The sequence below is a fragment of the Massilia sp. P1_C10 genome, assembly GCF_056406475.1.
On record NZ_JBFUAC010000009.1, the window covers coordinates 150,111 to 173,601 of the forward strand.

Annotated in this window: 17 protein-coding genes; 4 read left to right on the forward strand and 13 right to left on the reverse strand. The window is 64.1% G+C overall.

Annotation, left to right across the window (positions count from 1 at the left end; translation table 11 throughout):
• Positions 1-26: 26 nt before the first annotated feature.
• A complete protein-coding gene (locus AC1D02_RS18785; RefSeq protein ID WP_477319646.1) occupies positions 27-992 on the forward strand; it encodes a formylglycine-generating enzyme family protein in 966 nt (321 codons plus the stop codon).
• A gap of 70 nt (positions 993-1,062) precedes the next feature.
• On the opposite strand, the gene AC1D02_RS18790 is transcribed toward AC1D02_RS18785, so the two are convergent.
• The 4 genes from AC1D02_RS18790 to AC1D02_RS18805 form a co-directional block, all read right to left on the reverse strand.
• Positions 1,063-3,237, reverse strand: coding sequence for a hypothetical protein (locus tag AC1D02_RS18790; protein ID WP_477319648.1), 2,175 nt, complete (start codon positions 3,235-3,237; stop codon positions 1,063-1,065).
• 32 nt (positions 3,238-3,269) lie between these two features.
• Positions 3,270-6,110 carry a type VI secretion system Vgr family protein gene (locus tag AC1D02_RS18795; RefSeq protein ID WP_477319650.1) on the reverse strand — a complete coding sequence of 947 codons (2,841 nt, stop codon included), beginning with the start codon at positions 6,108-6,110 and terminating at the stop codon, positions 3,270-3,272.
• 110 nt (positions 6,111-6,220) lie between these two features.
• Positions 6,221-7,111, reverse strand: a complete 891-nt coding sequence (locus AC1D02_RS18800; RefSeq protein ID WP_477319652.1) for a sulfurtransferase — start codon at positions 7,109-7,111, stop codon at positions 6,221-6,223.
• Positions 7,112-7,254: 143 nt separating this feature from the next.
• On the reverse strand, positions 7,255-7,710 hold the full coding sequence (locus AC1D02_RS18805) for a hypothetical protein (RefSeq protein ID WP_477319654.1): 456 nt from the start codon (positions 7,708-7,710) through the stop codon (positions 7,255-7,257).
• 134 nt (positions 7,711-7,844) lie between these two features.
• Here AC1D02_RS18805 and dnaE point away from each other — a divergent pair, with 134 nt between their 5' ends.
• Positions 7,845-11,381: a DNA polymerase III subunit alpha gene (gene dnaE / locus AC1D02_RS18810; RefSeq protein ID WP_477319656.1), complete on the forward strand. Its 3,537-nt coding sequence runs from the start codon at positions 7,845-7,847 to the stop codon at positions 11,379-11,381.
• 47 nt (positions 11,382-11,428) lie between these two features.
• Here the strand turns inward: dnaE and AC1D02_RS18815 are convergent, their stop codons facing one another.
• Together AC1D02_RS18815 and AC1D02_RS18820 are read right to left on the reverse strand one after the other, a co-directional pair.
• Positions 11,429-12,244, reverse strand: coding sequence for a glycosyltransferase family 2 protein (locus tag AC1D02_RS18815; RefSeq protein ID WP_477319658.1), 816 nt, complete (start codon positions 12,242-12,244; stop codon positions 11,429-11,431).
• The gene (locus AC1D02_RS18820; RefSeq protein WP_477319660.1) at positions 12,244-13,494 is read right to left on the reverse strand and encodes an O-antigen ligase family protein; all 1,251 of its coding nucleotides are present in this window, start codon (positions 13,492-13,494) and stop codon (positions 12,244-12,246) included. The genes AC1D02_RS18815 and AC1D02_RS18820 overlap by 1 nt, the downstream gene beginning before the upstream one ends.
• 149 nt (positions 13,495-13,643) lie before the next feature.
• Here AC1D02_RS18820 and msbA point away from each other — a divergent pair, with 149 nt between their 5' ends.
• Both msbA and waaF read left to right on the forward strand, forming a co-directional pair.
• A complete protein-coding gene (msbA, locus tag AC1D02_RS18825) occupies positions 13,644-15,371 on the forward strand; it encodes a lipid A export permease/ATP-binding protein MsbA (RefSeq protein ID WP_477319662.1) in 1,728 nt (575 codons plus the stop codon).
• Positions 15,371-16,387 (forward strand): lipopolysaccharide heptosyltransferase II, encoded by a 1,017-nt coding sequence (gene waaF, locus AC1D02_RS18830; protein WP_477319762.1) that lies wholly within the window; start codon positions 15,371-15,373, stop codon positions 16,385-16,387. The genes msbA and waaF overlap by 1 nt, the downstream gene beginning before the upstream one ends.
• Before the next feature lie 23 nt (positions 16,388-16,410).
• Here waaF and AC1D02_RS18835 read toward each other — a convergent pair whose 3' ends face one another.
• From AC1D02_RS18835 to AC1D02_RS18865, 7 genes are read right to left on the reverse strand one after another with little or no spacing between them, the layout of a single operon-like run.
• Positions 16,411-17,112, reverse strand: coding sequence for an ABC transporter ATP-binding protein (locus AC1D02_RS18835; RefSeq protein WP_477319664.1), 702 nt, complete (start codon positions 17,110-17,112; stop codon positions 16,411-16,413).
• A complete protein-coding gene (locus AC1D02_RS18840) occupies positions 17,105-17,818 on the reverse strand; it encodes an ABC transporter ATP-binding protein (RefSeq protein ID WP_477319666.1) in 714 nt (237 codons plus the stop codon). The genes AC1D02_RS18835 and AC1D02_RS18840 overlap by 8 nt, the downstream gene beginning before the upstream one ends.
• Positions 17,811-18,752: a branched-chain amino acid ABC transporter permease gene (locus AC1D02_RS18845; protein WP_477319668.1), complete on the reverse strand. Its 942-nt coding sequence runs from the start codon at positions 18,750-18,752 to the stop codon at positions 17,811-17,813. Before AC1D02_RS18845 ends, AC1D02_RS18840 begins: the two co-directional genes overlap by 8 nt.
• The gene (locus AC1D02_RS18850) at positions 18,749-19,621 is read right to left on the reverse strand and encodes a branched-chain amino acid ABC transporter permease (protein ID WP_477319670.1); all 873 of its coding nucleotides are present in this window, start codon (positions 19,619-19,621) and stop codon (positions 18,749-18,751) included. The genes AC1D02_RS18845 and AC1D02_RS18850 overlap by 4 nt, the downstream gene beginning before the upstream one ends.
• A 6-nt stretch (positions 19,622-19,627) precedes the next feature.
• The gene (locus tag AC1D02_RS18855; RefSeq protein WP_477319672.1) at positions 19,628-20,794 is read right to left on the reverse strand and encodes an ABC transporter substrate-binding protein; all 1,167 of its coding nucleotides are present in this window, start codon (positions 20,792-20,794) and stop codon (positions 19,628-19,630) included.
• Positions 20,795-22,336 carry a class I adenylate-forming enzyme family protein gene (locus AC1D02_RS18860; protein ID WP_477319674.1) on the reverse strand — a complete coding sequence of 514 codons (1,542 nt, stop codon included), beginning with the start codon at positions 22,334-22,336 and terminating at the stop codon, positions 20,795-20,797.
• Positions 22,336-23,490 carry an acyl-CoA dehydrogenase family protein gene (locus AC1D02_RS18865; RefSeq protein ID WP_477319676.1) on the reverse strand — a complete coding sequence of 385 codons (1,155 nt, stop codon included), beginning with the start codon at positions 23,488-23,490 and terminating at the stop codon, positions 22,336-22,338. Before AC1D02_RS18865 ends, AC1D02_RS18860 begins: the two co-directional genes overlap by 1 nt.
• Position 23,491: the final 1 nt, after the last annotated feature.

The following is a 23,491-nucleotide window of genomic DNA, read 5'->3' on the forward strand; positions in this document are numbered from 1 at the left end:
CCAATTTATACGCGAATGGATAGATCATGCAACGGCTCTTTAGGTCACTTATTTTGGTAGGAGCGGCGGCAGCAACAATTCAAAACGCAGCGGTGGCTCGGGCACCAGATCCGCCGCGCCCCGTTGAAACCCTTGCGGATGGAAATCTGCGTGACCCCGCCCCCACTGTTGCTGAATTGAAGATTTTTGCTGCCACTGCCAGGCGAAATATGGTTGCGATGCCCGCCGGTACCTTCGAAATGGGGGACTGGGGTCCCGAAGTCAATCCAGGAGGGCTTCCGTTCGATGGTCCTGACTCGAAACCTTTGCACAAGGTCGAACTAGATGCTTTTTCGATTTCGAAGTTTCCTGTGACGTACGCTGAATTTGACATTTTCACAGCCGCGATTCGGCTACCTCGGATCAATCAATCGCCTTACATCGGAAAAATACGCAAGCCGAAAAATCCTTCTTCCGCTACATGGGAAGGCGCTCGGGAATATTGTCGTTGGCTCGGAAGATTAATCGGCGCGCCCGTGGATTTGCCGACCGAAGCCCAATGGGAATATGCTGCCCGGAGCGGCGGCAAGCGCGCGCGTTATCCAACCGATAATGGTGAGTATGAGCCGGGAAGGAATCTGCCATCCTATGAGCAAAAGGAAGCCGCTGGTGGACTTGTGGAGGTCGACAGTCTCCCTCCAAATCCTGCAGGAATTTACTATATGAGTGCGGGAGTGCGTGAATGGGTGGCTGACTGGTACGATCCTGATTATTATCAGCATTCTCCCGTGAAGAACCCGGCGGGGCCCTCCACAGGCACCGAGCACGTAGTTCGCGGGAACTTCGGCGACGGAGGCAGTGAAATGAGCTTTAAACGCTGGTCGGAGAGGCGTGATGAGCAGGTGGGTACCTGGTCGAAGTACGATGAACAGAGTGGTCGCAAAATCCTCGAAATTCCCCACACGAAGTATTCAACTAGCGGCGAACCCGCTTTTCGTTGCGCCCGGAACTAAGCGCTCACTAGAGTTTGAGCGGGGGAGAGCATCGGACAGGATAATCGATAATGTGCTTCCGAAGGGAGTGCTAGGCTACGTACATCGGATGCTCGACGCCTAGCCGTGCGGTTATAAATTCCGGCTGATCGTTCCAGACAAATGCTGCGCTGAGAAAGGGCTCTGCTCCCGCCAAGCGGCGCTTCGCCTTGGCGCACGCATCTGCGTCGGTGGTCCTGGCCAAACACCTGTCAATCATCGCGAAACCGAGGTCCGCATTTTGTTTATCTCCAAGATTATTTGTCATTCGTTCAGCAATCGTTTGAAGATGGTTTGGCGTTTGTGCCGCGGCGAGTGCCAAAGCGACGGCCTCCTGGGATTCCACTCGGACGTTGCTGTCGAGGGTATCAGCTGCGGACACTAGTTGGTGTTGAATCTTTCCCAAAGTTTCGGGAGGCATATATGTCAGCCAACTTCCGGAAGACTTTCGCAACTCATTCCGAATGCGCAGCACGAAACTTTCCGCCTCTTGTGTCCCAGCACGGATCGCTTGATCAATTGCTTCGCTGGTGGCTGTGTATGCCTGTAATAGGTCGCGTTGAGCCATTCCCGCGAACTCCTCAATGGGTCGCGCAGCGACAGTCATCAAATAATAAATGAAGCACAGCATTTTGTACGCCGTGCGATCGATGAGTTCCACAATCATTCGATAGTCGGCACGCTTCAATTGATACGCGATGCATTTGAAGAATTCCCCGATCGTCTCTCCGCCGACTTCAAATTTCAATGACGTTTCAGCGCCTTGGCCCAGCGATGCGCCCATCTTGTAATACACTACAAACTTGCCGCTTTCGTGGCGCACGTGAAACGCCCATTTGACGCCAGCCCCGAGCAAGTATGCGACGCCCGCATGCACTTTCGCTACATCTTTATATTCCGCGACCGCGTCGTTCGGTTTCGTTTTTAGTGGTTTGCCATTGCTGATGGCGCCTTCGGGGTTGAGCCATTGAAGAACGCCGGTTACGTCAGCGCCTATGCGAACACCGGCGAAAACATCGATCTCGGTGCCGGCAGCAACACGGGCCTTGACCCCGGATTTATCCTTGTTGGCAGATGGGATCCCATGCACGCCCTGTTTTCCACCTGTGTAGGTGACGCCGATATCTGCCTCGATTAAGACGCTCGCACCCACTGATCCGGACAAAACGACATCCAATTCGCACCTCCAATATCCGAGTTCGAGGACGCCGTGGGGAAGTGTGGCGGTTGCATGCCAACCGGCGAAATGCGGCACATACAGCGAGGTACTGACGCGACCTTCTGCTAAGGCCATCGATGCCTTTGCGTTTGCCTTGATGCCGAGCTCCCCAGACTTAGCGCCGCGAACGATCTTCTTCGCCCAGTTCCGGTCGCGCTGGTCCTCTAGGTTCCCTTTGAACGGCTTGAAATTGACCTCCAGACCTGCGCCTGCGGTGAATCGCATCAGCTGCGCGGCAGCTGAGAAGTCGCATTTTCGCGTCGGGTCGTTCCTCAATTCCGCGTTCATTGTTGAGGTAAATTCCTGCAGCGCCCAACTGAACTCGTCGGCGTTCTCTGGCTTCCATTTCCATTTCTTTGTGAATGCCGCCTTATCCTGCACTTTGTCTGCGATTTTCCTCTTTAGCGCGACGGGGTCGACCTTCCCGTCCTTGAAGATTTTTTCTGCTGGTGGCTTCTCCTTTTCTCCATCCAGCAGATAAATTCGCTTTTCGGCCAGCGCCGTTTTCAGGGATGTGTTCTTGACATAGATTGGGACCCCCAGTTTCGGGCCAGCATCTTTCGAACCTTTATTTTTCTTGGCTGCGAGCAGCTCCAGCATCTTTATCCCTTCTTTTGCGTCCAGATTCGAAAGCGGCTTTATTGTCTTTTTCACCTCCTCGCTGGCAATCGTGGCATCATTCGTCGCCTGTTCCAGCGCCTTTTCGGCTGCATTGATGTCGGCCGCTACTCCGCTCTCATGTGCGGCGCGGAGGGAACCCGCTGATTCCGTCACGCGACGATTTGCATCCTGTAGTGCCGCCACCTTCCGGCTGTGTTCATCCGCCTCCGCCAGCACTGCTCGATATTCATCAGGGTAAAGGGCGACCAGCCCGTTCAGTTCGGGATAAAAAATGATGTGCCCGTCGCCGTTTGGGATCGTCACTTCGTGGAAAGTGTCGCGAGGTGGCGTCGTCGTTGAAGTCGCATGGGGTTTTGCGTCGTTCACTTCACTTTTAATTGCACTCACTGTCGCCTCGCCATCTAAGCTGACACATTCAATTAAGCTTCATCTGTAAGGAACAGCTTTAGCTCTTCCTTGTTTCGAGTGAACAGGCGTTGCGTCCGGCCTTCCGCATCCGTGATCCCGGTGAGGACTTGCCCTGAGTCGCTTTCGATTCGATAAGGGACATGCGCCATGGGCTCACCAGATTCTTCGCTTCGTACGATAAAGGCCTGATTGAAGATTTCGGCTGGGTTCTGCATAGCGACGGCGCCAACGCTACCGTCTTTCGGCCCCGCCAATTCCTTCTTGACCGCCTTGAACTCCACCTTCCCCGGACAGTGCAGCATGATGTTGCCGCCCTCGATCTTCAGGTACGCGCCTTGCGCGGTCATCAGGACATGCTCCTTCGCGCCGACCGTCACCGATTGCGCGATGCTGGCCACGGTCACCATCTTGTCCGCCGTCAGCCGCGTCTCGCCTGACTGGCTCTGGCTGCTGACTTTGCCGCTGGCCGCATGCAGCTTGATGCCGGTTTCCTGGTTCGGCTTGTCCTTGTTGCTGGCCTTCCCGTACGTGAACAGGCTGATGCCGGCCTTCACCGCGTAAAAGGTCCCGCGCTGGCTGGCGAAGTTGATGTCCTGCTCGGCCGTGATGCTGCAAGTGGCGCCCGCGCTGACGATCACGTCGCACGGCGTCGCCGCCGCGATTCCGGCCGGCGCCGATAGTTGCAAGCACGGCTCGCTGTACTCTGCGACTTCGCGCTCGCCGACCGCCTTGAGTAGCTGCGCCGCGTGATCCAGCTGCGCGATGGCGGCCAGCTTCTCCGGCTCGGCATCGCCTTCGAATTTGGCGTTGTGCGCCTGCGCCGTCGTCGCCAGGCGCAATTGCAGCTGGTGGCTCTGCTCGACCTGCATCAGCGCGTCGCGCGAATCGAGCTGGCTGCCGCTCGCGCCATTGCGAGCATCCGCGGACAGCAGCATGCCCTGGCCGGCGCGCAGCGCGGCGGCGCCGTCGGTCTTGAGCTCCGCGCCGAAGCCCACCGTCTGCAAACGCTGGTTGTCGCTCTGGTGCCGCAAGAAGCCCAGATTCAGTTCGGCCGTTCCCCGATGCGCGCTTGCGTGCTGCTGCAGCGCGATGCGCGCCTGGCCCGGGCTGTCGTCGAACACCAGCTGGCCATAAGCGCCGGCGCCGCCCTGGCTGGTGCTCATGGCCTGGCTTTTGATGCCCGACAGCGCCGCCGGATGCGCGTGCGCGCCGGACTCGCCGGGGAACCACGCCGGCGCGTTGCCGGTCGCGGCGCCCGCGCCATAGCTGAACTGATTGTGCTGTTCATCGCGCTTTCCCTGCCCGTTGTACAGCGCGCCAACCACCACCGGCCGATCGATATCGCCCTCCAGGAAGTCGACCAGCACCTCCTGGCCGACCCGCGGCACCGCGTTGCCGCCCCAGTTGGCGCCGGCGATGGCTGCGAGCGGCGACGCCACGCGTACCCAGCTGCCGGCACGGTCGTCGGCCGGCGCGCCGGCGTGACCGGTCGGGGCAGGGTGCTCCAGTCGGCTGTGGCTCCTGTCGCCGCGCTGCCAGTGAAACTGCACCTTGATGCGATGATCGCGGTCTGTGTGGACCATTGCGCCCGCCGGCCCGACCACGATGGCGCTTTGCTGGCCGCCGGCCGACGGCCGCGGATAGCGCGCTCCGCTGCGATATTCGACGCTGCTGCGGATCGCCTCGACCTCATTGCGATACAGCGGCCGCTCAGCGTCATCGTTGTCGGCGGTGTCGAGCGGACTGCGTCCGAGCGCCGCACGGGCTGCAGCGCCCATCTCGGCGCGCAGATTGTTGTGCATGGTGTGAGTTACGCGCACCGCCAGGAAGCGTCGGCCGTCGGCGTCGCCCGCGTCGAGCAGGGCGTGGTCGGCCAGGGTGAAGGTGGTCCCTGGCGTCAGCGTGCGAACGGTGCCCTCTCCCGAGCAGGTCGCGCGGCTCGCTTCGAGCGCTTCCATCTGGCGCGTGACAATCCGCTTGCCATGCTCCTGGCTTGAATACGCATACACGCCAGGCACGTCGCGGCTGGCCAGCGCAATGGCGCCCGCATCGAGCGCGGTTGCGCTCACCGGCCGCATGCCGATCGTGCGGTAATCCCAGCTTGCCAGTTCAAGCGCGGTTGCGCCGATGGACGTCGCGCTGCGCCAGCGGTCCATGCTGTCTTCCTTCATCACCGCGCCCGGCTGGGTGAAGCGGATGACGTCCTGCGCGTTCGGCGCGAAGGCGCCATTGTGGTCGGCGATGACCAGTTCGTGGCGTTCGCGCGTGTGGCGGAAAAAATAGAACAGGCCTTCCTCGGCCATCAGCCGCTGCACGAAGGCGAGATCGCTTTCCTGGTACTGCGTGGTGTGGCTGCGTCTCAGGTAGGCCGCGCGCTCGCGCAGCTCGAAGCGCCACGCCGGCGTCAGCTTCCCCTGGCACTGGTAGCGCGCGAACACGGTGTCGATGATGTCGACCACGCTCGCATCCTGGAAAATGCGGCTGTCGCGCGTGTGCGCGAGGAAGGATGTCCACGGTTCGACGGTCAACCGGTAGCGCGCGAAGCCGCCGTTGGCGCCGCTGATCTCGATGCGCGTGACGTGGCCGTGAAACGGCCGCCGCACGCCGCTGCGCGCGGTCAGCAGCTCCAGCAGCACCGGCTGGCCGATCAGCGACTTGAGCGGAATGCGCGCGTCGGTCGACAGCGCGGTGATGTGCAGCGCGAATCCCTCGCTCAGGCCTTCGACCGCGCGCACGGATTCGGCCAGCAGCTGGTTCGGGCCGGCCGGCGTGGTCAGTTGGAGAAGTCGGGACTCTTGCGTGAAACTGCCGAACAGCGCTTTGACTGCCGCGGCGGCACCAGGTGCTGGCATGACGAATCCCCCGTGTTGGCGCGAAAGCGCGGCGGCGCCGCGTTTCCAGTGCACAAGGTTAGGGGGATTCTCGGATCCAGCTATTAAGCTGGATCATGCCGGCGGGGGATTTATGCCGATTCGGCTTCCGGCTTGCAGTGCGGGCACGACTCGCCGTACACGTAGTTCGGCGACAGCTGCTGGCGCGGCGTCACCACGGCGCGGCAGGCGAAGCACTGCACCGTTACGGTCGGCTCGAGCTTCGGATTGAGCGCGGTGCGGTAGTCGAATACGAAGCAGTCGCCCGTGTAATGCTCGCCGCCGACGTCCTCGAAATACTTCAGGATGCCGCCTTCGAGCTGGTACACGCTGTCGTAGCCGATGTTCTGCATGTGGATCGCCGCCTTCTCGCAGCGGATGCCGCCGGTGCAGAACGTCACCACGGTCTTGTCGGCCAGCGCGTCCTTGTTCGCCGCGATCACTTCCGGGAACTCGGTGAATTTTTCGATGCGGTAGTCGATCGTGTTGTTGAAGGTACCGACGTCCACCTCGAACGCATTGCGCGTGTCGACCATGACGACCGGCTTGCCGTTGTCGTCGTGGCCCTGGTCGAGCCAGCGCTTGAGCGTTGTAGGCGCCACCGCCGGCGCGCGTCCCAGCTCCGGCTTGATCAGCGGCATGCGCATGGTGATGATCTCTTTCTTGATTTTCACCAGCATGCGCTTGTGCGACTGCTCCTCCGAGTAGCTTTCCTTCACTTCCAGGTCGGCGAAGCGCGCGTCGCTGCGCACCCACGCCAGGAACTGGTCGATCTGCCCGCGCGGGCCGGACAGGAACATGTTGATGCCTTCCGGCGTCAGCAGGATCGTGCCCTTCAGGCCGAGTTCTTTGCAAATGTCCTGGTACAGCGGTCGCATCTCCTCGGTGTTGTCGAAGGTGATGAATTTGTAGGCGGCGATATTGACGTGCGCCATGGCTGCGGCGCTGGCCTGCGCCGCGGCGAGGTCGGTGGTGGCTTGCATGATTGCTAACAGAAGATTTCGGGCGAAGCCGCTATTATAAACCGCCCGGTTGCGGCCGTCAGCGGCGTCCCGGGGGCTGCTCCCGCGTCCGAAACGAAAAAAAGACAGGGCGAACCCTGTCTTTTCGATTACGCGGCGACCGATTACTTGGCGGCTGGGGTAGCTGGCGTCGCTGGGGTTGCTGGCGTAGCGGCTGCAACTTCAGCTTTTGCCTTGGCCTTTGCCTTGACAGCCTTGTGCTTTGCCTTGGCCTTGGCGACTTTGGCATCGGCCTTGACTTCAGCGGCATCGGCCTTCACTTCAGCGGCGGCGATTTTTGCGTCGGTTTTGGCTTCGGTCTTGGCGACTTTGGCGTCGGCTTTGACTTCGGTCTTGGCGACTTTCGCGTCGGCCTTGACTTCGGCTGCTGCTGCTTTGGCGTCAGCCTTGACTACGGCGGCCGGCTTCACTTCGGCCTTGACGGCTGGCGCCTGGGCGAAAGCGGCGGATGCGAACAGAGCGACGGTCAGAGCGGCGAGTACGTTTTTCATGGTGTGTCCCTTGAGTAGTTGTGAATAAATCGGTGCTGCTGAGCCTATAACGAGATTGTCAAACGACACGTTGACGATACTTACAACTTATTACAGTTGGGCAAATGCCACGGTCGGGCCGATCGCAGGGGCGGGGCGGGCCGGGCGCGGTAAAATAGCGCCTCTTCGCACAGCAGGGTGAATCGCAAATGAGTATGGATGTCATGGAACTTGGTACTGAATCGGTGGCTGCCCCGGCAAAACCGGCGGCTCCGGCGTTTGTCCACTTGCGCGTGCACTCCGAATACTCGATCGTCGACGGCCTGGTGCGCATCGACGACATCATCGGCGTCGCCGCCAAGGACAAGCAGCCGGCGCTGGCCATCACCGACCTGGCCAACCTGTTCGGCATGGTCAAGTTCTACAAGTCGGCGCGCGGCAAGGGCATCAAGCCGGTGATCGGCGTCGACGCCTGGATCAGCAACGACGACAACCGCGACCGCCCATCGCGCCTGCTGCTGCTGGCGAAGAACCACACCGGCTACCTGCAGCTGTGCGACCTGCTGTCGCGCGCCTGGCTGACCAACCAGAACAAGGGCCGCGCCGAAATCCGCCCCGAATGGCTCGAAGCGCTGGCCACCAGCCAGTCGACGCTGCATCCGGAGCAGAGCCAGGCCAACGGCCTGATCGTGCTGTCGGGCGCCCACTTCGGCGACGTCGGCATGGCCATCGAAAACGGCAACCTGGAGCTGGCCGAGCGCTGCGCCCGGCGCTGGGCCGGGATATTCCCCGGCCACTTCTATATAGAGGTGCAGCGCGCCGGCCAGCCGAACCAGGAGCCGCAGGTGCGCCATTCGGTCGCGCTGGCGGCCAAACTCGGCCTGCCGGTCGTCGCCACCCACCCGATCCAGTTCCTGTCGTCCGACGAATTCATCGCCCACGAAGCGCGCACTTGTATCGCCGAGGGCGAGATGCTCGCCAACGCCAAGCGCGTCAAGCGCTTCAACGAGGAGATGCGCTTCAAAAGCCAGGCCGAGATGGCCGAGCTGTTCGCCGACATGCCGGCCGCGCTGGCCAACTCGGTCGAAATCGCCAAGCGCTGCAACGTCGTCCTCACGCTGGGCAAGCCGCAGCTGCCGAACTTCCCGACGCCGCCGGGCATGACGATCGACGAGTTCCTGGTGTCCGAATCGAAGGCCGGGCTCGAACAGCGCCTGATCCAGCTGTATCCGGACCCGGTCAAGCGCGAGGCCGAGCGCGAGCGCTACGAGTCCCGCCTGAAGTTCGAGACCGACACCATCTGCAACATGAAATTCCCCGGTTACTTCCTGATCGTGGCGGAGTTCATCAAGTGGGCCAAGGAAAACGGCGTGCCCGTCGGACCGGGCCGGGGTTCGGGCGCGGGCTCGCTGGTCGCATACTCGCTGCTGATTACCGACCTCGATCCGCTCCAGTACAACCTGCTGTTCGAGCGCTTCCTCAATCCTGAACGCGTCTCGATGCCCGATTTCGACATCGACTTCTGCCAGGAAGGGCGCGACCGCGTTATCCAGCACGTGAAAGACCTGTACGGCAAGGAGGCAGTCTCGCAGATCGCCACCTTCGGTACCATGGCGGCGAAGGGCGCGATCCGCGACGTCGGCCGCGTGCTCGATTTCGGCTACAACTTCTGCGACGGCATCTCCAAGCTGATCCCGTTCAAGCCGGGCAAGCCGGTCACCATCGCCGACGCCATCGCCGAAGAGCCGCAGCTGGCAGAGCGCCTTGAGAACGAGGACGAGGTCAAGCAGCTGCTCGACCTGGCGCAGCAGGTCGAAGGCATCGCCCGCAACATCGGCATGCACGCCGGCGGCGTCCTGATCGCGCCGGGCAAGCTGACCGACTTCTGCCCGCTGTACACGCAGGGCGGCGACTCGGGCGTAGTGTCGCAGTACGACAAGGACGACGTCGAAGCCGTCGGCCTGGTCAAGTTCGACTTTTTGGGCCTGACCACGCTCACCATCCTCGACCGCGCGGTACGCTACATCAAGCAGCTCGATCCGGCCAACGCCGACTTCGACCTGGCCAAGCTGCCGCTCAACGACCGTGCTTCCTACGACCTGCTGACCAAGGCCAAGACGGTCGCGATCTTCCAGCTCGAGTCGCGCGGCATGCAGGGCATGCTGAAAGACGCGCGCCCCGACCGCTTCGAGGACATCATCGCACTGGTGGCGCTGTACCGTCCGGGCCCGATGGACCTGATCCCGGACTTCTGCAAGCGCAAGCACGGCGAGAAGTTCGACTATCCCGATCCGCGCACCGAAGTCATTCTGGCCGAGACCTACGGCATCATGGTCTACCAGGAGCAGGTGATGCAGATGGCGCAGATCGTCGGCGGCTACTCGCTGGGTGGCGCTGACATGCTGCGCCGCGCGATGGGTAAAAAGAAGGCCGAGGAGATGGCGGAGCACCGGGAAATCTTCCGCGCCGGCGCCGCCAAGGACGGACTGTCTGCCGAAAAGGCCGACGAGATCTTCGACCTGATGGAGAAGTTCGCGGGCTACGGCTTCAACAAGTCGCACGCCGCCGCGTACGCGCTGCTGTCGTACCACACGGCCTACCTGAAGGCGCACCACACCGCGGCCTTCATGGCGGCCAACTTGTCGCTGGCGATGGACGACACCGACAAGATCAAGATCCTGGTCGAAGACGCGATCGACGTCTGCAACCTGACCTTGCTGCCGCCCGATATCAATCACTCCGACTACCGCTTCATGCCGGAAGGCGAGGCGCCGTCCGTCACCGGCAAGCGCGTCACCAACATCCGCTACGGACTGGGCGCCGTCAAGGGCTCGGGCCAGGCGGCGATCGAGGCGATCGTCGCCGCGCGCGCCAGCGGCGGCAAGTTCACCGACCTGTTCGACTTTTGCAAGCGGGTCGACCGCAAGCAGATCAACCGCCGCACGATCGAGTCGCTGATCCGCGCCGGCGCGATGGACTGCTTCGGCGTCGACCGCGCGATCCTGCTGGCGTCCGTCGCGTTCGCGGTGGAGTGCGCCGACCAGGCGTCGGCGTCCGCCAACCAGGTCAGCCTGTTCGGCGGCGACGACAGCGACTTGGTGGCGCCGCCCGAGTACGTCAAGGCCACGCCGTGGACCGACAAGCAGAAGCTGTCCGAGGAAAAAATCGCGCTCGGTTTCTACCTGTCCGGCCACATGTTCGACACCTACGCGGCCGAAGTGCGGCGTTTCGCGCGCACCAAGCTGAAGGACCTCGACCCGTCGCGCGAGGCGCGCATGCTGTGCGGCGTGATCACCGGCGTGCGCAGCCAGATGACGCAGCGCGGGCGCATCCTGATCGTCTCTTTGGACGACAAGACGGCGGTGGTCGAGGTGACGGTCTACAGCGAACTGTTCGAAGCGAACAAGAACATCTTCAAGGAAGACGACTTCCTGCTGGTGGTGGGGAAGGTGTCGGAAGACCGTTTCAACGGCGGGCTGCGGATCACCGCGGAGAAGGTGTTCGACATCGCCTTGTCGCGCATCCAGTACGGCAACCGCCTGTCGATGACGATGGAGTGCAACGTCAGTCCGGCCAAGGTGGCCGAAGTGCTGCAGCCGCACCGCAATCCCGACGGCCTGCCGGTGGCGATGCGCGTGGAGCCGCAAGGTATCCCGTGCCTGATGCAACTGAGCGACGACTGGCGCGTCGCCCCGTCCGACGCCCTGCAGCTCGCATTGGAGCGCGTCCTGGGCGCCAAGGAAGTAGCGGTCGAATACTGACGCGCCACCTGAAAGATGGGGGGCATGTCCGCCGGACCTGACCCCGCTTACAAGTGCTCGCGCAAGCCCTTGGCCGCCTGCGTCGTCCGGTCAATCTCCCGCTCCAGTACGATCTTCTTGTTGCTTGTCGCCTGGTCCCGCTGCGCCTCCCGGTGCCACAGGTGGAACACCTCGGTGGCGAACGCTCCGTCCTTGCGCATCACGCCCGCATTAAACAGCCGCAGCACCATGTCGGCGTCCTCGTGCCCCCAGCCCTTGAAACTCTCGTCGAACCCGTTCACCAGCACCAGGTCCGACTTCCACATGGCCATATTGCAGCCCTTGATGCGGCGATAGCTGAAGCGATGCTTTTCGCGCCCTGCATCCGGCAGCTTCACCATCAACTGCAGTGCCTTGTTCAAATGCCCCGCCGCGCGCAGCCGGATCATGTCCGCAAACCGCAGCGACTGCAGCGCGATATGCCGTTCCAGCACCTGCCTGGTGTACGCCTCGTCGAGCAAAATCCGGCTGCCGGTCACCATGAACCCGCGCCGCGCCAGCTTGCGGTGCTGCGCGATAAAGTCCTGCTGCGGCACGCAATCGCCATCGAGGACCACGATGTACTCGCCCCGCGCCGCTTCGATCCCGCGGTTGCGCGCGCCGGCCAGGCGGAAGCCGATGTCCTCCTGCCACACATGCCGCAGCTGCACCGGCGAGCGTGCCGCAAGCCGCTCCACGCAGTCGCGCGTGACATCGGTCGAGCCGTCATCGGCGACGATGATCTCGAAGTTCTTGTCGCTCTGCGTGAAGCAACCCTCGATCACCGCCGCGAGCGCGTCGGGCCGGTTGTAGGTAGTGACGATCAGTGTGATCAGCGCGTCCATCAATGCATCCCTTCGCGGCGCCGAAGCGCGCCGACATACAAACATCCCGACATCAGCAGGAACCAGTGCGCCTCGGTGGTATCCCACAGCAGGCTGTTGAACGCCGAAGTGACGACGTAGATCACCCACAGCAGCGCCAGGCTGTCGCTTTCCAGGCTGCGCGCGCCGAGCGCGGCGCCGCCGAGTGTGCCGAGCATGGCGAAATAGACCAGCGATCCGACGATCCCAAGCTGAATGGCGACGAGCAGGAATTCGCTGTGCGGCTGATGCCGCGCCACCGCCATGTCGTGGCCGGCCGGCCAGTTGCGCTGCGCGGTCGGCGCATACGCCTCGGCGAAGCCTCCGGTGCCGATCCCCAGCAACGGGTGGGCCGCAACCAGTTCCAGCCCGACGCGCAGGAAGCTCACGCGCAGGCCATTGGGCGATTGCACGCGCTCGTTCCGGATTTCGTTGACCATGTCGTCGGTTCGCGATTTGACGTTGGGCGACGCCAGGTAGAAGCCCAGGAACAGCGCGCCGATCGCGGCCACCCCCGCGATCGTGCGCAATGGCGTCATTCGAATGCGGATCAGGAACAGCGCCAGCATCCCGATGAACAGCGCGACGTAGCCGGTCCGGCCCTGGCCGAGGAAGATGGTCGGCACCGCGAACAGCACCGCCCCGGCGATCCACAGCGCGCGCGCGCGCCAGGTTGCGCCGTAGCTGGCGACCATCAAACTGAGGCAAGCCGCGAACCCCAGCAGGATGCCGATCGCGATGTGGTTCCTGAACACGTAGGCGTCGCGCGCATCCGTGCTCACTTTCCACCAGCCCAGGCTCGACTCCGGCATCACGCCGAATTTGACCAGGTAGCAGGACAGGGCCAGCACTGCGGCGCCGCCGAGGAACCAGAACACGGAGCGCGGCGCGAGTTGCGGGTCGCGCCAGCTCATCGCAATCGCCATCGGCAGGATCAGCAGCCGCGAATACTTTCTCAGCGCGGTGACCAGGTCCGCGTGCGGCGCGATCGACCAGCTGGCGCCGACGATGAACAGCGCCAGCAGCGCGAGCGCGAGCAGCGCCGGTGGCGAGCGCAGCACGCGCCGCAGGGCGGGGCTGGTGCACAGGGCGGCGATGAAGGCGATATAGCCGAAGCCGACGAACAGGTTGGTCAGCGCGGTGGAGAAGGAAACCGCAAACAGCGCGAGCAGGATCAGGTAGCGGACAATGTGCTCGACCCGCGTCAGCGGAGCTGGTGTGGCGAATGTCATGTGCAAGCGGCGGACGCCCCGGTGAATATTGTCCGATATTCTACCGCACGGTGCCGCGCCCCAAGGGCGTCCGCCGGCATGCGGTTTCGTGCGAAAATGCCGGGCTGGCGCGGTATCCGGAGCGCCGCCCGAACACGAAAGACAAATCGATGGAAAATAGTAGCATTGCCCGACGCCTGATGGCGGTGGTCTGGCCTTACCGCACCCGCGCCCTGCTGTCGCTGCTGGCCATGGCCGGCACCGCCGCGACCCAGCCGATGCTGGGCAAGGCGCTCGAACTCCTGCTCGACAAGGGCTTCGGCGCCAACAAGATGTCGTTCAGCCTGTGGCTGGTGCCGCTGGTGCTGCTGTCGATCTTCATCCTGCGCGGCCTGTTCACCTTTTCCACCGCCTATTTGAACAACTGGGTCATGAGCCGCGTCCTTAACGACATCCGCGGCATGGTGTTCGAGCGCGTGCTGCGCTTGCCCGTCGCGCGCTTCCAGCACGAATCGACCGGCAAAATCATCAACACCGTCATCGGCGACGTGCGGCAGGTAGTCGACATGATCAACTCCGTGTTCCTCGCCTTCGTGCGCGACACGATGGTGGTCGCCGGCCTGCTGATCGCGCTGCTGTTCCTCAACTGGAAACTGACGCTGGTGGCGCTGGTCGTCGTGCCGGCCACCGCCGTCATTGTGCGCACCACAACCGGGCGCCTGCGCAAGCTCAATCGCGACAATCAGCGCGTGACCATCGAAATGACCCAGGTGGTCGAGGAGGCCGCGCGCGGCCACCAGGTGATTCGCGTGTTTTCCGGCGAACGCTACGAGCGCAAGCGCTTCGAACAGCGCAGCGACGCCCTGCGCGGCTTCTCGCAGCGCATGACCGTGGCCCACGCCGCCACCGTGCCGATCACCCAGATCGCCACCGCGCTGGCGGTGTCGGTGGTGATCGTGCTGGCGATCCGCTCGGAGATGAGCGTCGGCGAATTCACCAACTTCATCACCATGATGCTGATGCTGCTGCAGCCGCTCAAGGCGCTGGTCGAAGTCAACGGCCCGATGCAGCGCGGGATGACCGCCGCCGAAACCGTATTCGCGATGATCGACGCCCCGGCCGAACACGACACCGGCACCCAGGTGCTGGGCCGGGCCAAAGGCCACCTGAAGTTCGAGAACGTGTCATTCCGCTATCCGGAGAGCGTCCCGATGGCGCTGTCGAACGTGTCGCTCGAGATACTGCCCGGGCAGACGGTCGCGCTGGTCGGCATATCGGGGGGCGGAAAGTCGACCTTCGTCAATCTCGTCACGCGCTTCTATTCGCCGGAGTCGGGCCGCATCGTGCTCGACGGCGTGCCGTACGAGGACATCGCGCTGACCAGCCTTCGCGCGCAGCTGGCAATGGTCAGCCAGAACGTGGTGCTGTTCGACGACACGCTGGGCGCCAACATCGCCTACGGCGCCGAGCAGGTCGATCCCGCGCGCCTGGCCGCGGCCATCAAGGCGGCGCACCTGAGCGAGGTCGTGGCCGCGCTGCCGGACGGCGTCGACACGCTGATCGGCGAGAACGGCATGCGCCTGTCCGGCGGCCAGCGCCAGCGCGTGGCGATCGCGCGCGCCATCTACAAGGACGCGCCGATCCTGATCCTGGACGAGGCGACATCCGCGCTCGACAACGAATCCGAACGCGCCGTGCAGGCTGCCCTCGACACGCTGATGCAGGGCCGCACCACGCTGGTGATCGCGCACCGCCTGTCGACGGTGGAGCGCGCCGACCGCATTGTCGTGATGGAGCAGGGCCGCATTATCGAATCGGGCCGCCACGACGAACTGCTGGCCGCCGGCGGCATGTACAGCAACTTGTACAGGCTGCAGTTCTCGGAGGTCGCGGCGTGATTCGGCGCACGTTGGTGATTTCGCCGAACTGGATCGGCGACGCCGTGATGGCGCAGCCGCTGCTGCAGCGCCTGAAGCAGAAGCATCCCGAACGCCCGATCGACGTGCTGGCGCCGCCGTCGGTGTCGCCGGTATGGCGCGCGATGGCCGAAGTCGACACCGTGCTCGAAACCCCGTTCCGCCACGGCGCGCTGCAGTTGAAGGAACGGTGGCGCTACGCGCGCGAGCTGCGCCGGCGCGGCTACGCGGACGCCTACGTGCTGCCCAATACCCTGAAATACGCGCTGATCCCCTGGCTGGCCGGGATTCCCGAACGCGTCGGCTACAAGGGCGAGATGCGCTACGGGCTGCTCAACGTGATGCATCACGACGATACGCCGCAGCGGCCTATGGTGCCGTTTTACGCCGCACTGGCGCAGGACCCGTCATCGCCGCTGACGCCGGCGCCGCGCCCGCGCATGCAGGCAAGCAGCGAAGAGATCGCGGCGGTGTGCGCCAGGACCGGCATCGCGCTGGATCGTCCGCTGGTCATTTTTGCACCCGGCGCCGAATTCGGCGCTGCCAAGCGCTGGCCGGCGGCGCACTTCGCCCAGCTGGCAAAAGAGATCTTCGCGCACGACCCGACCGCGCAAATCGCGCTGCTAGGCTCGCCCAAGGACCGGGAAGCCTGCGACGAGGTGATTGCGGGCAGCGGCAAGGAAGGCATGTTCAACGTGGCCGGCGCCACCAAACTGGGCGAGGCGATTGCGCTGATCGCGCGCGCCGACGCGGTGGTGGCGAACGATTCGGGGCTGCTGCACATCGCATCGGCGCTGAATCGGCCGGTAGTGGCGCTGTACGGACCGACCGATCCCGATCACGCGCCGCCGTTTTCCGACATGGCGAAATCGATTTCGCTGCGCCTCGCGTGCTCGCCGTGCAAACAGCGCGAATGTCCGCTCGGTCATCACGACTGCATGAATAAAATGGACGCCGCGTTGGTTTGGGCGGAACTTCGGCCGATGATCAAGGTCTGACCATAGGTCAGACCCCGATTCATTTAACGAGCGAAGTACAGCTCGTGCAGATGTTCCAGGTCGACTTCCGCCGCCACCTTCGACATCACCACTTTCCCGCTCTGCATCAGGTACACGTGGTCGGCCACGCCGACCGCGCGCTGGGTGTTCTGCTCGACCAGGACGATCGTGCGCTTGCCGTCCTTCAGCCGCGCCAGGATCTCGAACAGTTCGTTGACCACCAGCGGCGCCAGTCCGAGCGACGGTTCGTCGACGATCAGCAGCTTCGGGTCCGACATCAGCCCGCGTCCCATCGCCAGCATCTGCGCCTCGCCGCCCGACAGCGAGCCGGCCAGCTGCTTGCGCCGCTCGCGCAGCCGCGGGAACATCGCAAACGCTTCCTCGAGCCGCGCGGCCAGATGCGAGCGGTGCGCCTTGGGAAAGGCGCCCATGATCAGGTTCTCTTCCACGCTCATGTCGCGAAACACCATGCGGCCTTCCGGGATCATTGCCACGCCCAGGTCCGCCATGTCCCACGTGCGCGTGCCGGTGAGCGATTTGCCGTCGATGGCGATCTCGCCCTGCGTCACCGGCACCAGTCCCATGATCGCGCGCAGCAGGGTGGTCTTGCCGGCGCCGTTCGGCCCGATGATGGTGGTCAGCTGGCCGCTCGCCGCCGACAGCGACACATCCCACAGCACGTTGATCGCGCCGTACCCCGCGCGCACCTGCTTCAGTTCAAGCATCCGAGGCTCCCGTGTAGCTCTTGATGACGGCCGGGTCGCGGAACACCGCGTCGGGCGTGCCGTCGGCGATCAGCTGGCCAAAGTTGAGCACCGCCACGCGCGGGCACAGCGCGGAGATGATTTCGATGTCGTGTTCGATCATGACGATGCCGACGCCGAATTTGGTGTGCAGGTCGCGCAGCATGCCCATGAAGCGCCGCTTGCCGGTGGTTTCGAGGCCGGCCAGCACTTCGTCGAGCAGCAGCAGCTGCGGGTCGGTCGCCAGCGCCTTCGCCACTTCCAGCGCCTTCAGTTCGGTCAGCGCCAGCTCGCCCGCGGCGTCGCGGCCGGCCTTGTCGAGAAGGCTGGTGAAGTCGAGGATCTCGTCGATCTTTTTCTGGTCCACCCGGCCGGTGCCGAAGCGCTGCGCCACCAGCAGGTTCTCGCGCACGGTCAGTTCGTGCATCGGCTGCGGCACCTGGAAGGTTCGGCCGATGCCGAGCCGCGCGCGGCGGTACATCGGTGCGCGCATCACGTCCTTGCCGTCGAAGCGGATCCGGCCCGCGGTCGGCTGCACCAGCCCGGAGATCGCGTTGAACAGCGTGGTCTTGCCAGCGCCGTTCGAGCCGACCAGGCCGATGACGTCGTGGCTGCCGATCTTCAGGGTGACGTCGTTGACGGCGGTCAGGCCGCCGAAGCGCACCGATATGTTTTCGAGTTCAAGCATGGGGCGCCGCCTGCTTCTTTTTCATCACCAGGGACATCAGGCCGGAAGGGCTGAACACGATCATCAAGACCAGCAGCACGCCCAGCACCAGCTGGTGCCCCGTCGGCATGAGCGTCTTGAACACCAGCTGGTCGGCAAGGTACACGACCAGCGCGCCGATTACCGGCCCGGAGATGGTGCGATAGCCGCCGAAGATGGCCGCGACGATCGGCAGGGTCACCCACAGCGCGTTGAACGCGTAGTCCGGCTCGAGGAAGTTGATGTAGTGGGCGTTGACGGCGCCGAACACGCCGGCCATGAAGGCCGACACCATCAGCATCGCTGCCTTGAGCACAGTGCTGTTGACGCCGACCACGCGGGTTGCGTCCTCGCTGTCGTGCATGGCGCGCAGGGCGATGCCGTAGTAGCTGGCGCGGATGCCGTGATATGCCCATGCAAAAAGAAACACCAGCGTGACCGCGACCAGGTAGGAAGCCATCTTGTTGTTCATGTCGAACCAGGCGGGGAAGCCCGGGATGCCGGAGACGCCGCCCGAGCCGCCGGTCACTGAGCTCCATTCGGTCGCGAGGATGCGGAAGATGTGCGCGTACGCCAGGATCGCCAACGCGAAGTAAGGCCCGCGCAGGCGCAGCACGGGCATCATGACGATGGAAGCGAGCACCGCGCCGACGCCGCCCAGCGGCACCGCCATCAGCACCGGTATCCCGTGTTTGGCCGACAGGATGGCCGAGACGTAGGCGCCAATGCCGACAAACGCGGAGTGGCCGAAGCTGACCATGCCACCCAGGTTGCCGAGCAGGGCCCACGACAGCGCCACGCCGCCGATGATCAGCGCGGCGACCAGCATGCTCATATAGTAGTTGTTGGCGCCGACCGCCAGCGGCACCACGGCGTAGGCGAAGACCAGGATCGCCAGGATCTTTGCGTACTTCATCCGCGCCTCCGCGCCGCGCCGAACAGGCCGTTGGGCATCACGAACAGCACCAGCAGGAACAGCGTCATGCCGGCCAGTTCCTGCAGTGCCGAACTGGCGAGGGTGACGGTGAGCGCTTCGGCCACGCCGAGCAGCACGGCGCCGAGCAGCACGCCGGGGATCGAGCCGACGCCGGCCAGCACGGTGATGATGAAGGCCTTGACGGTCAGCGCGCCGCCGTAGGCCGGCTGGATCACGCCGTAGCTGAATAGCGCCACGCCGGCGAACGCCGCCAGCACGCCGGCGACGAGGAAGGACACCAGCTCGGTGCGGCCCGGGTCGACGCCCATCAGCTTGGCCGCGTCGCGATTGCTCGACACGGCGCGCACCGCGCGGCCGTACCAGCTTTTCGACAGCCACCACCACAGCGCGGCCATCAGCACGATGCTGACGCCGAAGAAAATCAGTTCGCTGCGCATCGAGAACAGCGGGCCGACGACGAAGGCTTCCTGCAGCCAGGTGGAGCTGGTCGAGCGCACATCGGCGTGCCAGACCAGCAGAATGACGTTGGTCAGGATGACGCCGATGCCGTAGGTAAGGATCAGCGAGTTGATCTCGCGGTCCTTCTTGATGCGGCTGACTATCAGGTAGACCGATACCGCGGCGATGCACACCACGACCAGCGCGACCGGGATCGCGAGGATCGGGCCCCAGCCCAGGCCCGACTCGACCGCGTAGGCGACGTAGGCGGCGAGCAGCACCAGTTCGCCGTGCGCCAGGTTGATCACCTTCATTGTGCCGAACACCAGCGCCAGGCCAAGCGCGATCAGGGCGTACGAGCCGCCCTGCAGCAAGCCCGAATACAGCGCCTGCAGTATCAGTTCAGTCATGTCGGCTTACCAGGGCAAGGCTGGATAGGCGATCTTGCCGGTGGCGGTTTCCTTCGGCCAGACGATGACGATCTTCTTGTCCTGGTGCTGGCCCATGCGGTGCACGAAGTTCGGGTTGTCGCCGTTGGCGCCGAACTGCACGCGGCCGATCAGCGTCTCCTTGTCGGTCTTGCGCATTTCGTCGGCGATGCCGCCTTTCTTCAGCGTGCCCTTGTCGGCCGCGCGCGCGATCGCTTCGAACAGCAGCATCGACTGCACGTAGCCGAACTGGCCGAGGTAGTCCGGCTCCTTCTTGTACAGCGCCTTGTAGGCGTCGGCGAAGGCCTTGCCGTCGGCGGTCTTGAATTCGGCCGGGAACGGCAGCAGCGCGGTGCCGAACACGTTTGGCATCAGGTCGGGGAAGTCGGCGGCCATCTTCGGCGTCGCCAGCGACCACACGCCGACCATCGCCTTGACCGTCGGCTTGAGCACGCGGGCGGCGCGCAGGATGCCGACGTAGTCGTTTTCGTAGCCGACCATGGCGATGACTTCCGATTTGTCCTGGAGTTTGACCTTGTTGATGATCGGCTTGAAGTCGGTGATGGCCGGGTCGAACGAGTGCATCGCGACCTTCACGCCCTTGGCGGCGAGCGCCTTCTCGACGTCCTTGGCCAGCCCAGAGGTGGCGTCCTTGGTGGAGTAGACGATCGAGACCGACTTGGCGTTCACGTCCTGCAGCAGGCCCACCAGCGCCTTTTCGTAGCCGGCCGAGTTATTGATGCGGAAAAAATTCTTGCGGCCGGCGGCGACCAGGCTGTCGTCGACGCCGCCCGAGGTGATGTAGACCAGGCCGAGCTTGTTGGCGGCGTCCGAAGCAGGCGAGATGTTGTTGCTGCCGTAGCCGCCGGTGATGGCGACCACGCCGTCGCTGGCGAGCTTTTCGACCGCGGCGATGGCCTTGGCCGGCGCCGATTCGTCGTCGATGGTGATGACCTTGATCGTGTGCTTGCCGTTGGTCTTGTTGAAGACCTCCTGCGCCACCATGATCCCTTCCTGCATGCCGGCGCCCACGCGCGCGAGCGATCCGGTCAGCGGAAGTTCCGCGCCGACCTTGATCTCCTCGGCGCTCGCGCCGCCGATGAATGCCGCCGAAACCAGCGCTGCCATTGCCAACCGCTTGAAAGTCGTTTTCATCTACTTGTCTCCTGTGTCAGTTTTTATGTTTGGCGTTTCTTGCGCCAGTGTTTTCAACCGGCCTTTCAAAATTTTTCCGGTGGCCGCCGCCGGCAGCGCCGCCATGATGACGATTCGGGACGGGCACTTGTACGGCGAAAGCCGCTGAGCCAGAAAGTCCCGCAGTTCCTGCTCCTTCGGCGCCTGGCCCGGCGCGGCTTCGACAAACGCCACCACTTCCTCGTTGCCTCCGGCGACCGCGCGGCCGACCACCGCCGATTGCGCGACGCCGGGATGCGCGTTGAGCGCCGTCTCCACTTCCAGCGGATAGACGTTGAAGCCGGAGCGGATGATGAGCTCCTTGGTGCGTCCGACAATGAACAGCGCGCCGTCCGCATCCCGGCGCGCCATGTCGCCGGTATTGAGCCAGCCGCCCGGGCGCATCGTTGCCGCGGTCAGCGCCGCTTCACGATAATACCCCTTCATCACGTTGGGACCGCGGACCCAGAGTTCGCCCGCTTCACCGGCCGGCACGTCGTCGCCGCCGGCATCGACGATGCGCACTTCGACGCCGGGGATCACGGTGCCGACCGATGTGTCGGCGCGCGGCGCGTCGAGGCGGGTCTGGCTGATGGTAGGCGAGCTTTCCGTCATGCCGTAGCCGTTATGCAGCGGCAGGCCGAACACCGCTTCCACCTGGGCCTTCAACACGGGATCGAGCGGCGAGCCGCCGGCGTAGAGGAAACGCAGATGCGATGCCAGCGGCTTGCCTGCGAGTTCCAGCAACCGCGCGTACATCGCCGGCACGCCTTGCAAGATGGTGAGCTCGTCTTCATCGATCGCGCGCAGCATGGCGTCGGCGGAGAAGCGCGACGCCAGGTACAGGCAGGCGCCCGCGTACAGCGTGCCGAGCATGACCGAGGCCAGGCCGTAGACGTGCGAGATGGGCAGCACTCCGTAGGCGCGGTCCCGCGGCGTCAGGCCGCGCAGGGTGCTCGACACGGCGGCGATGAAAAGCAGGTTGCGGTGCGTGAGCATCACGCCCTTGGGATTGCCGGTGGTGCCGGTGGTGTAAATCAGCGCCGCAACCTGGCCGTTGCCGGTTTCTACCGGCTCGGGAGTGCAGGCTTCGTTCAGCGGTCCGGCCATGATGTCGCCGTACGCCTGCGCACCGTCGCGTTGCGCATGCTGCCTCGCGTCCGGCGAGGCGCTCACCGTATACAGCACGCGCCGCGCGCCGCTATGCTCGCGGATATTGGCGATTTCGGCGGCGGAAAGGCGCGCGTTGACGTTGACGATCCAGGCATCGAGTTCGGCCGCGGCGAAGATCAGCGCGACCTGCGCGACGCAGTTCTCGCCGACCACCATCACCCGGTCGCCGCCGCGCACGCCCAACTGGCGCAGCAAGGCGACGCTCGCCTCGACTTCGCAGGCCAGTTGCGCATAGGTCCAGGTGCGGCCGCCTTCATTGAGCGCCGGCGCATCCGGCGCGCGCGCGGCGCCATTCCGCACGATCGCGCTGATGCGGTCGGGCAGGGCGGCGAGCAGCGCAGCGGTGTCCATTACTTCTGCGCCGCCTTGATCATGTTGCGGGCGATGACGATCTGCTGGATCTGCGAGGTGCCTTCGTAGATTCGGAACAGGCGCACGTCGCGATAGAAGCGTTCGGCCGCGTATTCCGAGATGTAGCCGGCGCCGCCGTGGATCTGCACCGAGCGGTCGGCCACGCGGCCGCACATCTCGGAGGCGAACAGCTTGCAGCACGATGCCTCGGTCGACACGTCATCGCCATTGTCACGCTTGCGCGCGGCGTCGATCACCATGCTGCGCGCGGCGTAGATCTCGGCCTTGCTGTCGGCCAGCATCGCCTGGATCAGCTGGAATTCGGCGATCGGCTGGCCGAACTGCTGGCGCTCCATCGCGTAGCGCAGGGCGTCGTCGAGCATGCGTTCGGCGGCGCCGACGCACACCGCGGCGATGTGCAGGCGGCCCTTGTCGAGCACCTTCATCGCGGTCTTGAAGCCGACGCCTTCCTTGCCGCCGATGACGTTCGCCGCCGGCACGCGGCAGTTCTCGAACACCACGTCGCAGGTGTGGGCGCCGCGCTGGCCCATCTTCTTGTCGATTTTGCCGAGCGAGAGGCCGGGCGTGTCCTTCTCTACGATGAAGGCGGAGATGGCGCCGGCGCCGCGCTTGACCGGGTCGGTGCGCGCCATCACCGTGAAGATGCTGGCCTCCGGCGCGTTGGTGATGTAGCGCTTGGTGCCGTTGAGGAGATAGAAGTCGCCGTCGCGCACCGCGGACGTGCGCAGCGAAGCGGCGTCGGATCCCGATCCCGGCTCGGTCAGCGCGAACGAGCCGATGATCTCGCCGGCGGCCAGCTTCGGCAGGTAGTGCTGCTTTTGCTCCGGCGTGCCGTCGATGACGATGCCCTGTGAGCCGATGCCGTTGTTGGTGCCGATCAGCGAGCGGAAGGCCGGCGAGGTCTTGGCGATTTCGAAAGCGACGCGCACTTCTTCTTCCATGGTCAGCTGCAGGCCGCCGTACTGTTCGGGGATCGACAGGCCGAACAGCCCGAGTTCGCGCATCTGGGCGACGATCGCGGGCGGGATCTCGTCGGTTTCGGCGACCAGGTTCTCGTTCGGCACCAGCACCTCGCGCACGAAGCGGGATATCGAGTCGAGCAGGATGTTGAGGGTTTCTTCGTCACGGATCATG

What these genes read in the sequence shown, in the direction of transcription:
- AC1D02_RS18785 (WP_477319646.1), top strand. Translation starts at nt 27, where the DNA reads ATGCAACGGCTCTTTAGGTCACTTATTTTGGTAGGAGCGGCGGCAGCA.
- AC1D02_RS18795 (WP_477319650.1), bottom strand. Translation starts at nt 6,110, where the DNA reads ATGCCAGCACCTGGTGCCGCCGCGGCAGTCAAAGCGCTGTTCGGCAGT.
- AC1D02_RS18800 (WP_477319652.1), bottom strand. Translation starts at nt 7,111, where the DNA reads ATGCAAGCCACCACCGACCTCGCCGCGGCGCAGGCCAGCGCCGCAGCC.
- dnaE (WP_477319656.1), top strand. Translation starts at nt 7,845, where the DNA reads ATGGAACTTGGTACTGAATCGGTGGCTGCCCCGGCAAAACCGGCGGCT.
- AC1D02_RS18815 (WP_477319658.1), bottom strand. Translation starts at nt 12,244, where the DNA reads ATGGACGCGCTGATCACACTGATCGTCACTACCTACAACCGGCCCGAC.
- AC1D02_RS18820 (WP_477319660.1), bottom strand. Translation starts at nt 13,494, where the DNA reads ATGACATTCGCCACACCAGCTCCGCTGACGCGGGTCGAGCACATTGTC.
- msbA (WP_477319662.1), top strand. Translation starts at nt 13,644, where the DNA reads ATGGAAAATAGTAGCATTGCCCGACGCCTGATGGCGGTGGTCTGGCCT.
- AC1D02_RS18835 (WP_477319664.1), bottom strand. Translation starts at nt 17,112, where the DNA reads ATGCTTGAACTGAAGCAGGTGCGCGCGGGGTACGGCGCGATCAACGTG.
- AC1D02_RS18840 (WP_477319666.1), bottom strand. Translation starts at nt 17,818, where the DNA reads ATGCTTGAACTCGAAAACATATCGGTGCGCTTCGGCGGCCTGACCGCC.
- AC1D02_RS18845 (WP_477319668.1), bottom strand. Translation starts at nt 18,752, where the DNA reads ATGAAGTACGCAAAGATCCTGGCGATCCTGGTCTTCGCCTACGCCGTG.
- AC1D02_RS18850 (WP_477319670.1), bottom strand. Translation starts at nt 19,621, where the DNA reads ATGACTGAACTGATACTGCAGGCGCTGTATTCGGGCTTGCTGCAGGGC.
- AC1D02_RS18855 (WP_477319672.1), bottom strand. Translation starts at nt 20,794, where the DNA reads ATGAAAACGACTTTCAAGCGGTTGGCAATGGCAGCGCTGGTTTCGGCG.
- AC1D02_RS18860 (WP_477319674.1), bottom strand. Translation starts at nt 22,336, where the DNA reads ATGGACACCGCTGCGCTGCTCGCCGCCCTGCCCGACCGCATCAGCGCG.
- AC1D02_RS18865 (WP_477319676.1), bottom strand. Translation starts at nt 23,490, where the DNA reads ATGATCCGTGACGAAGAAACCCTCAACATCCTGCTCGACTCGATATCC.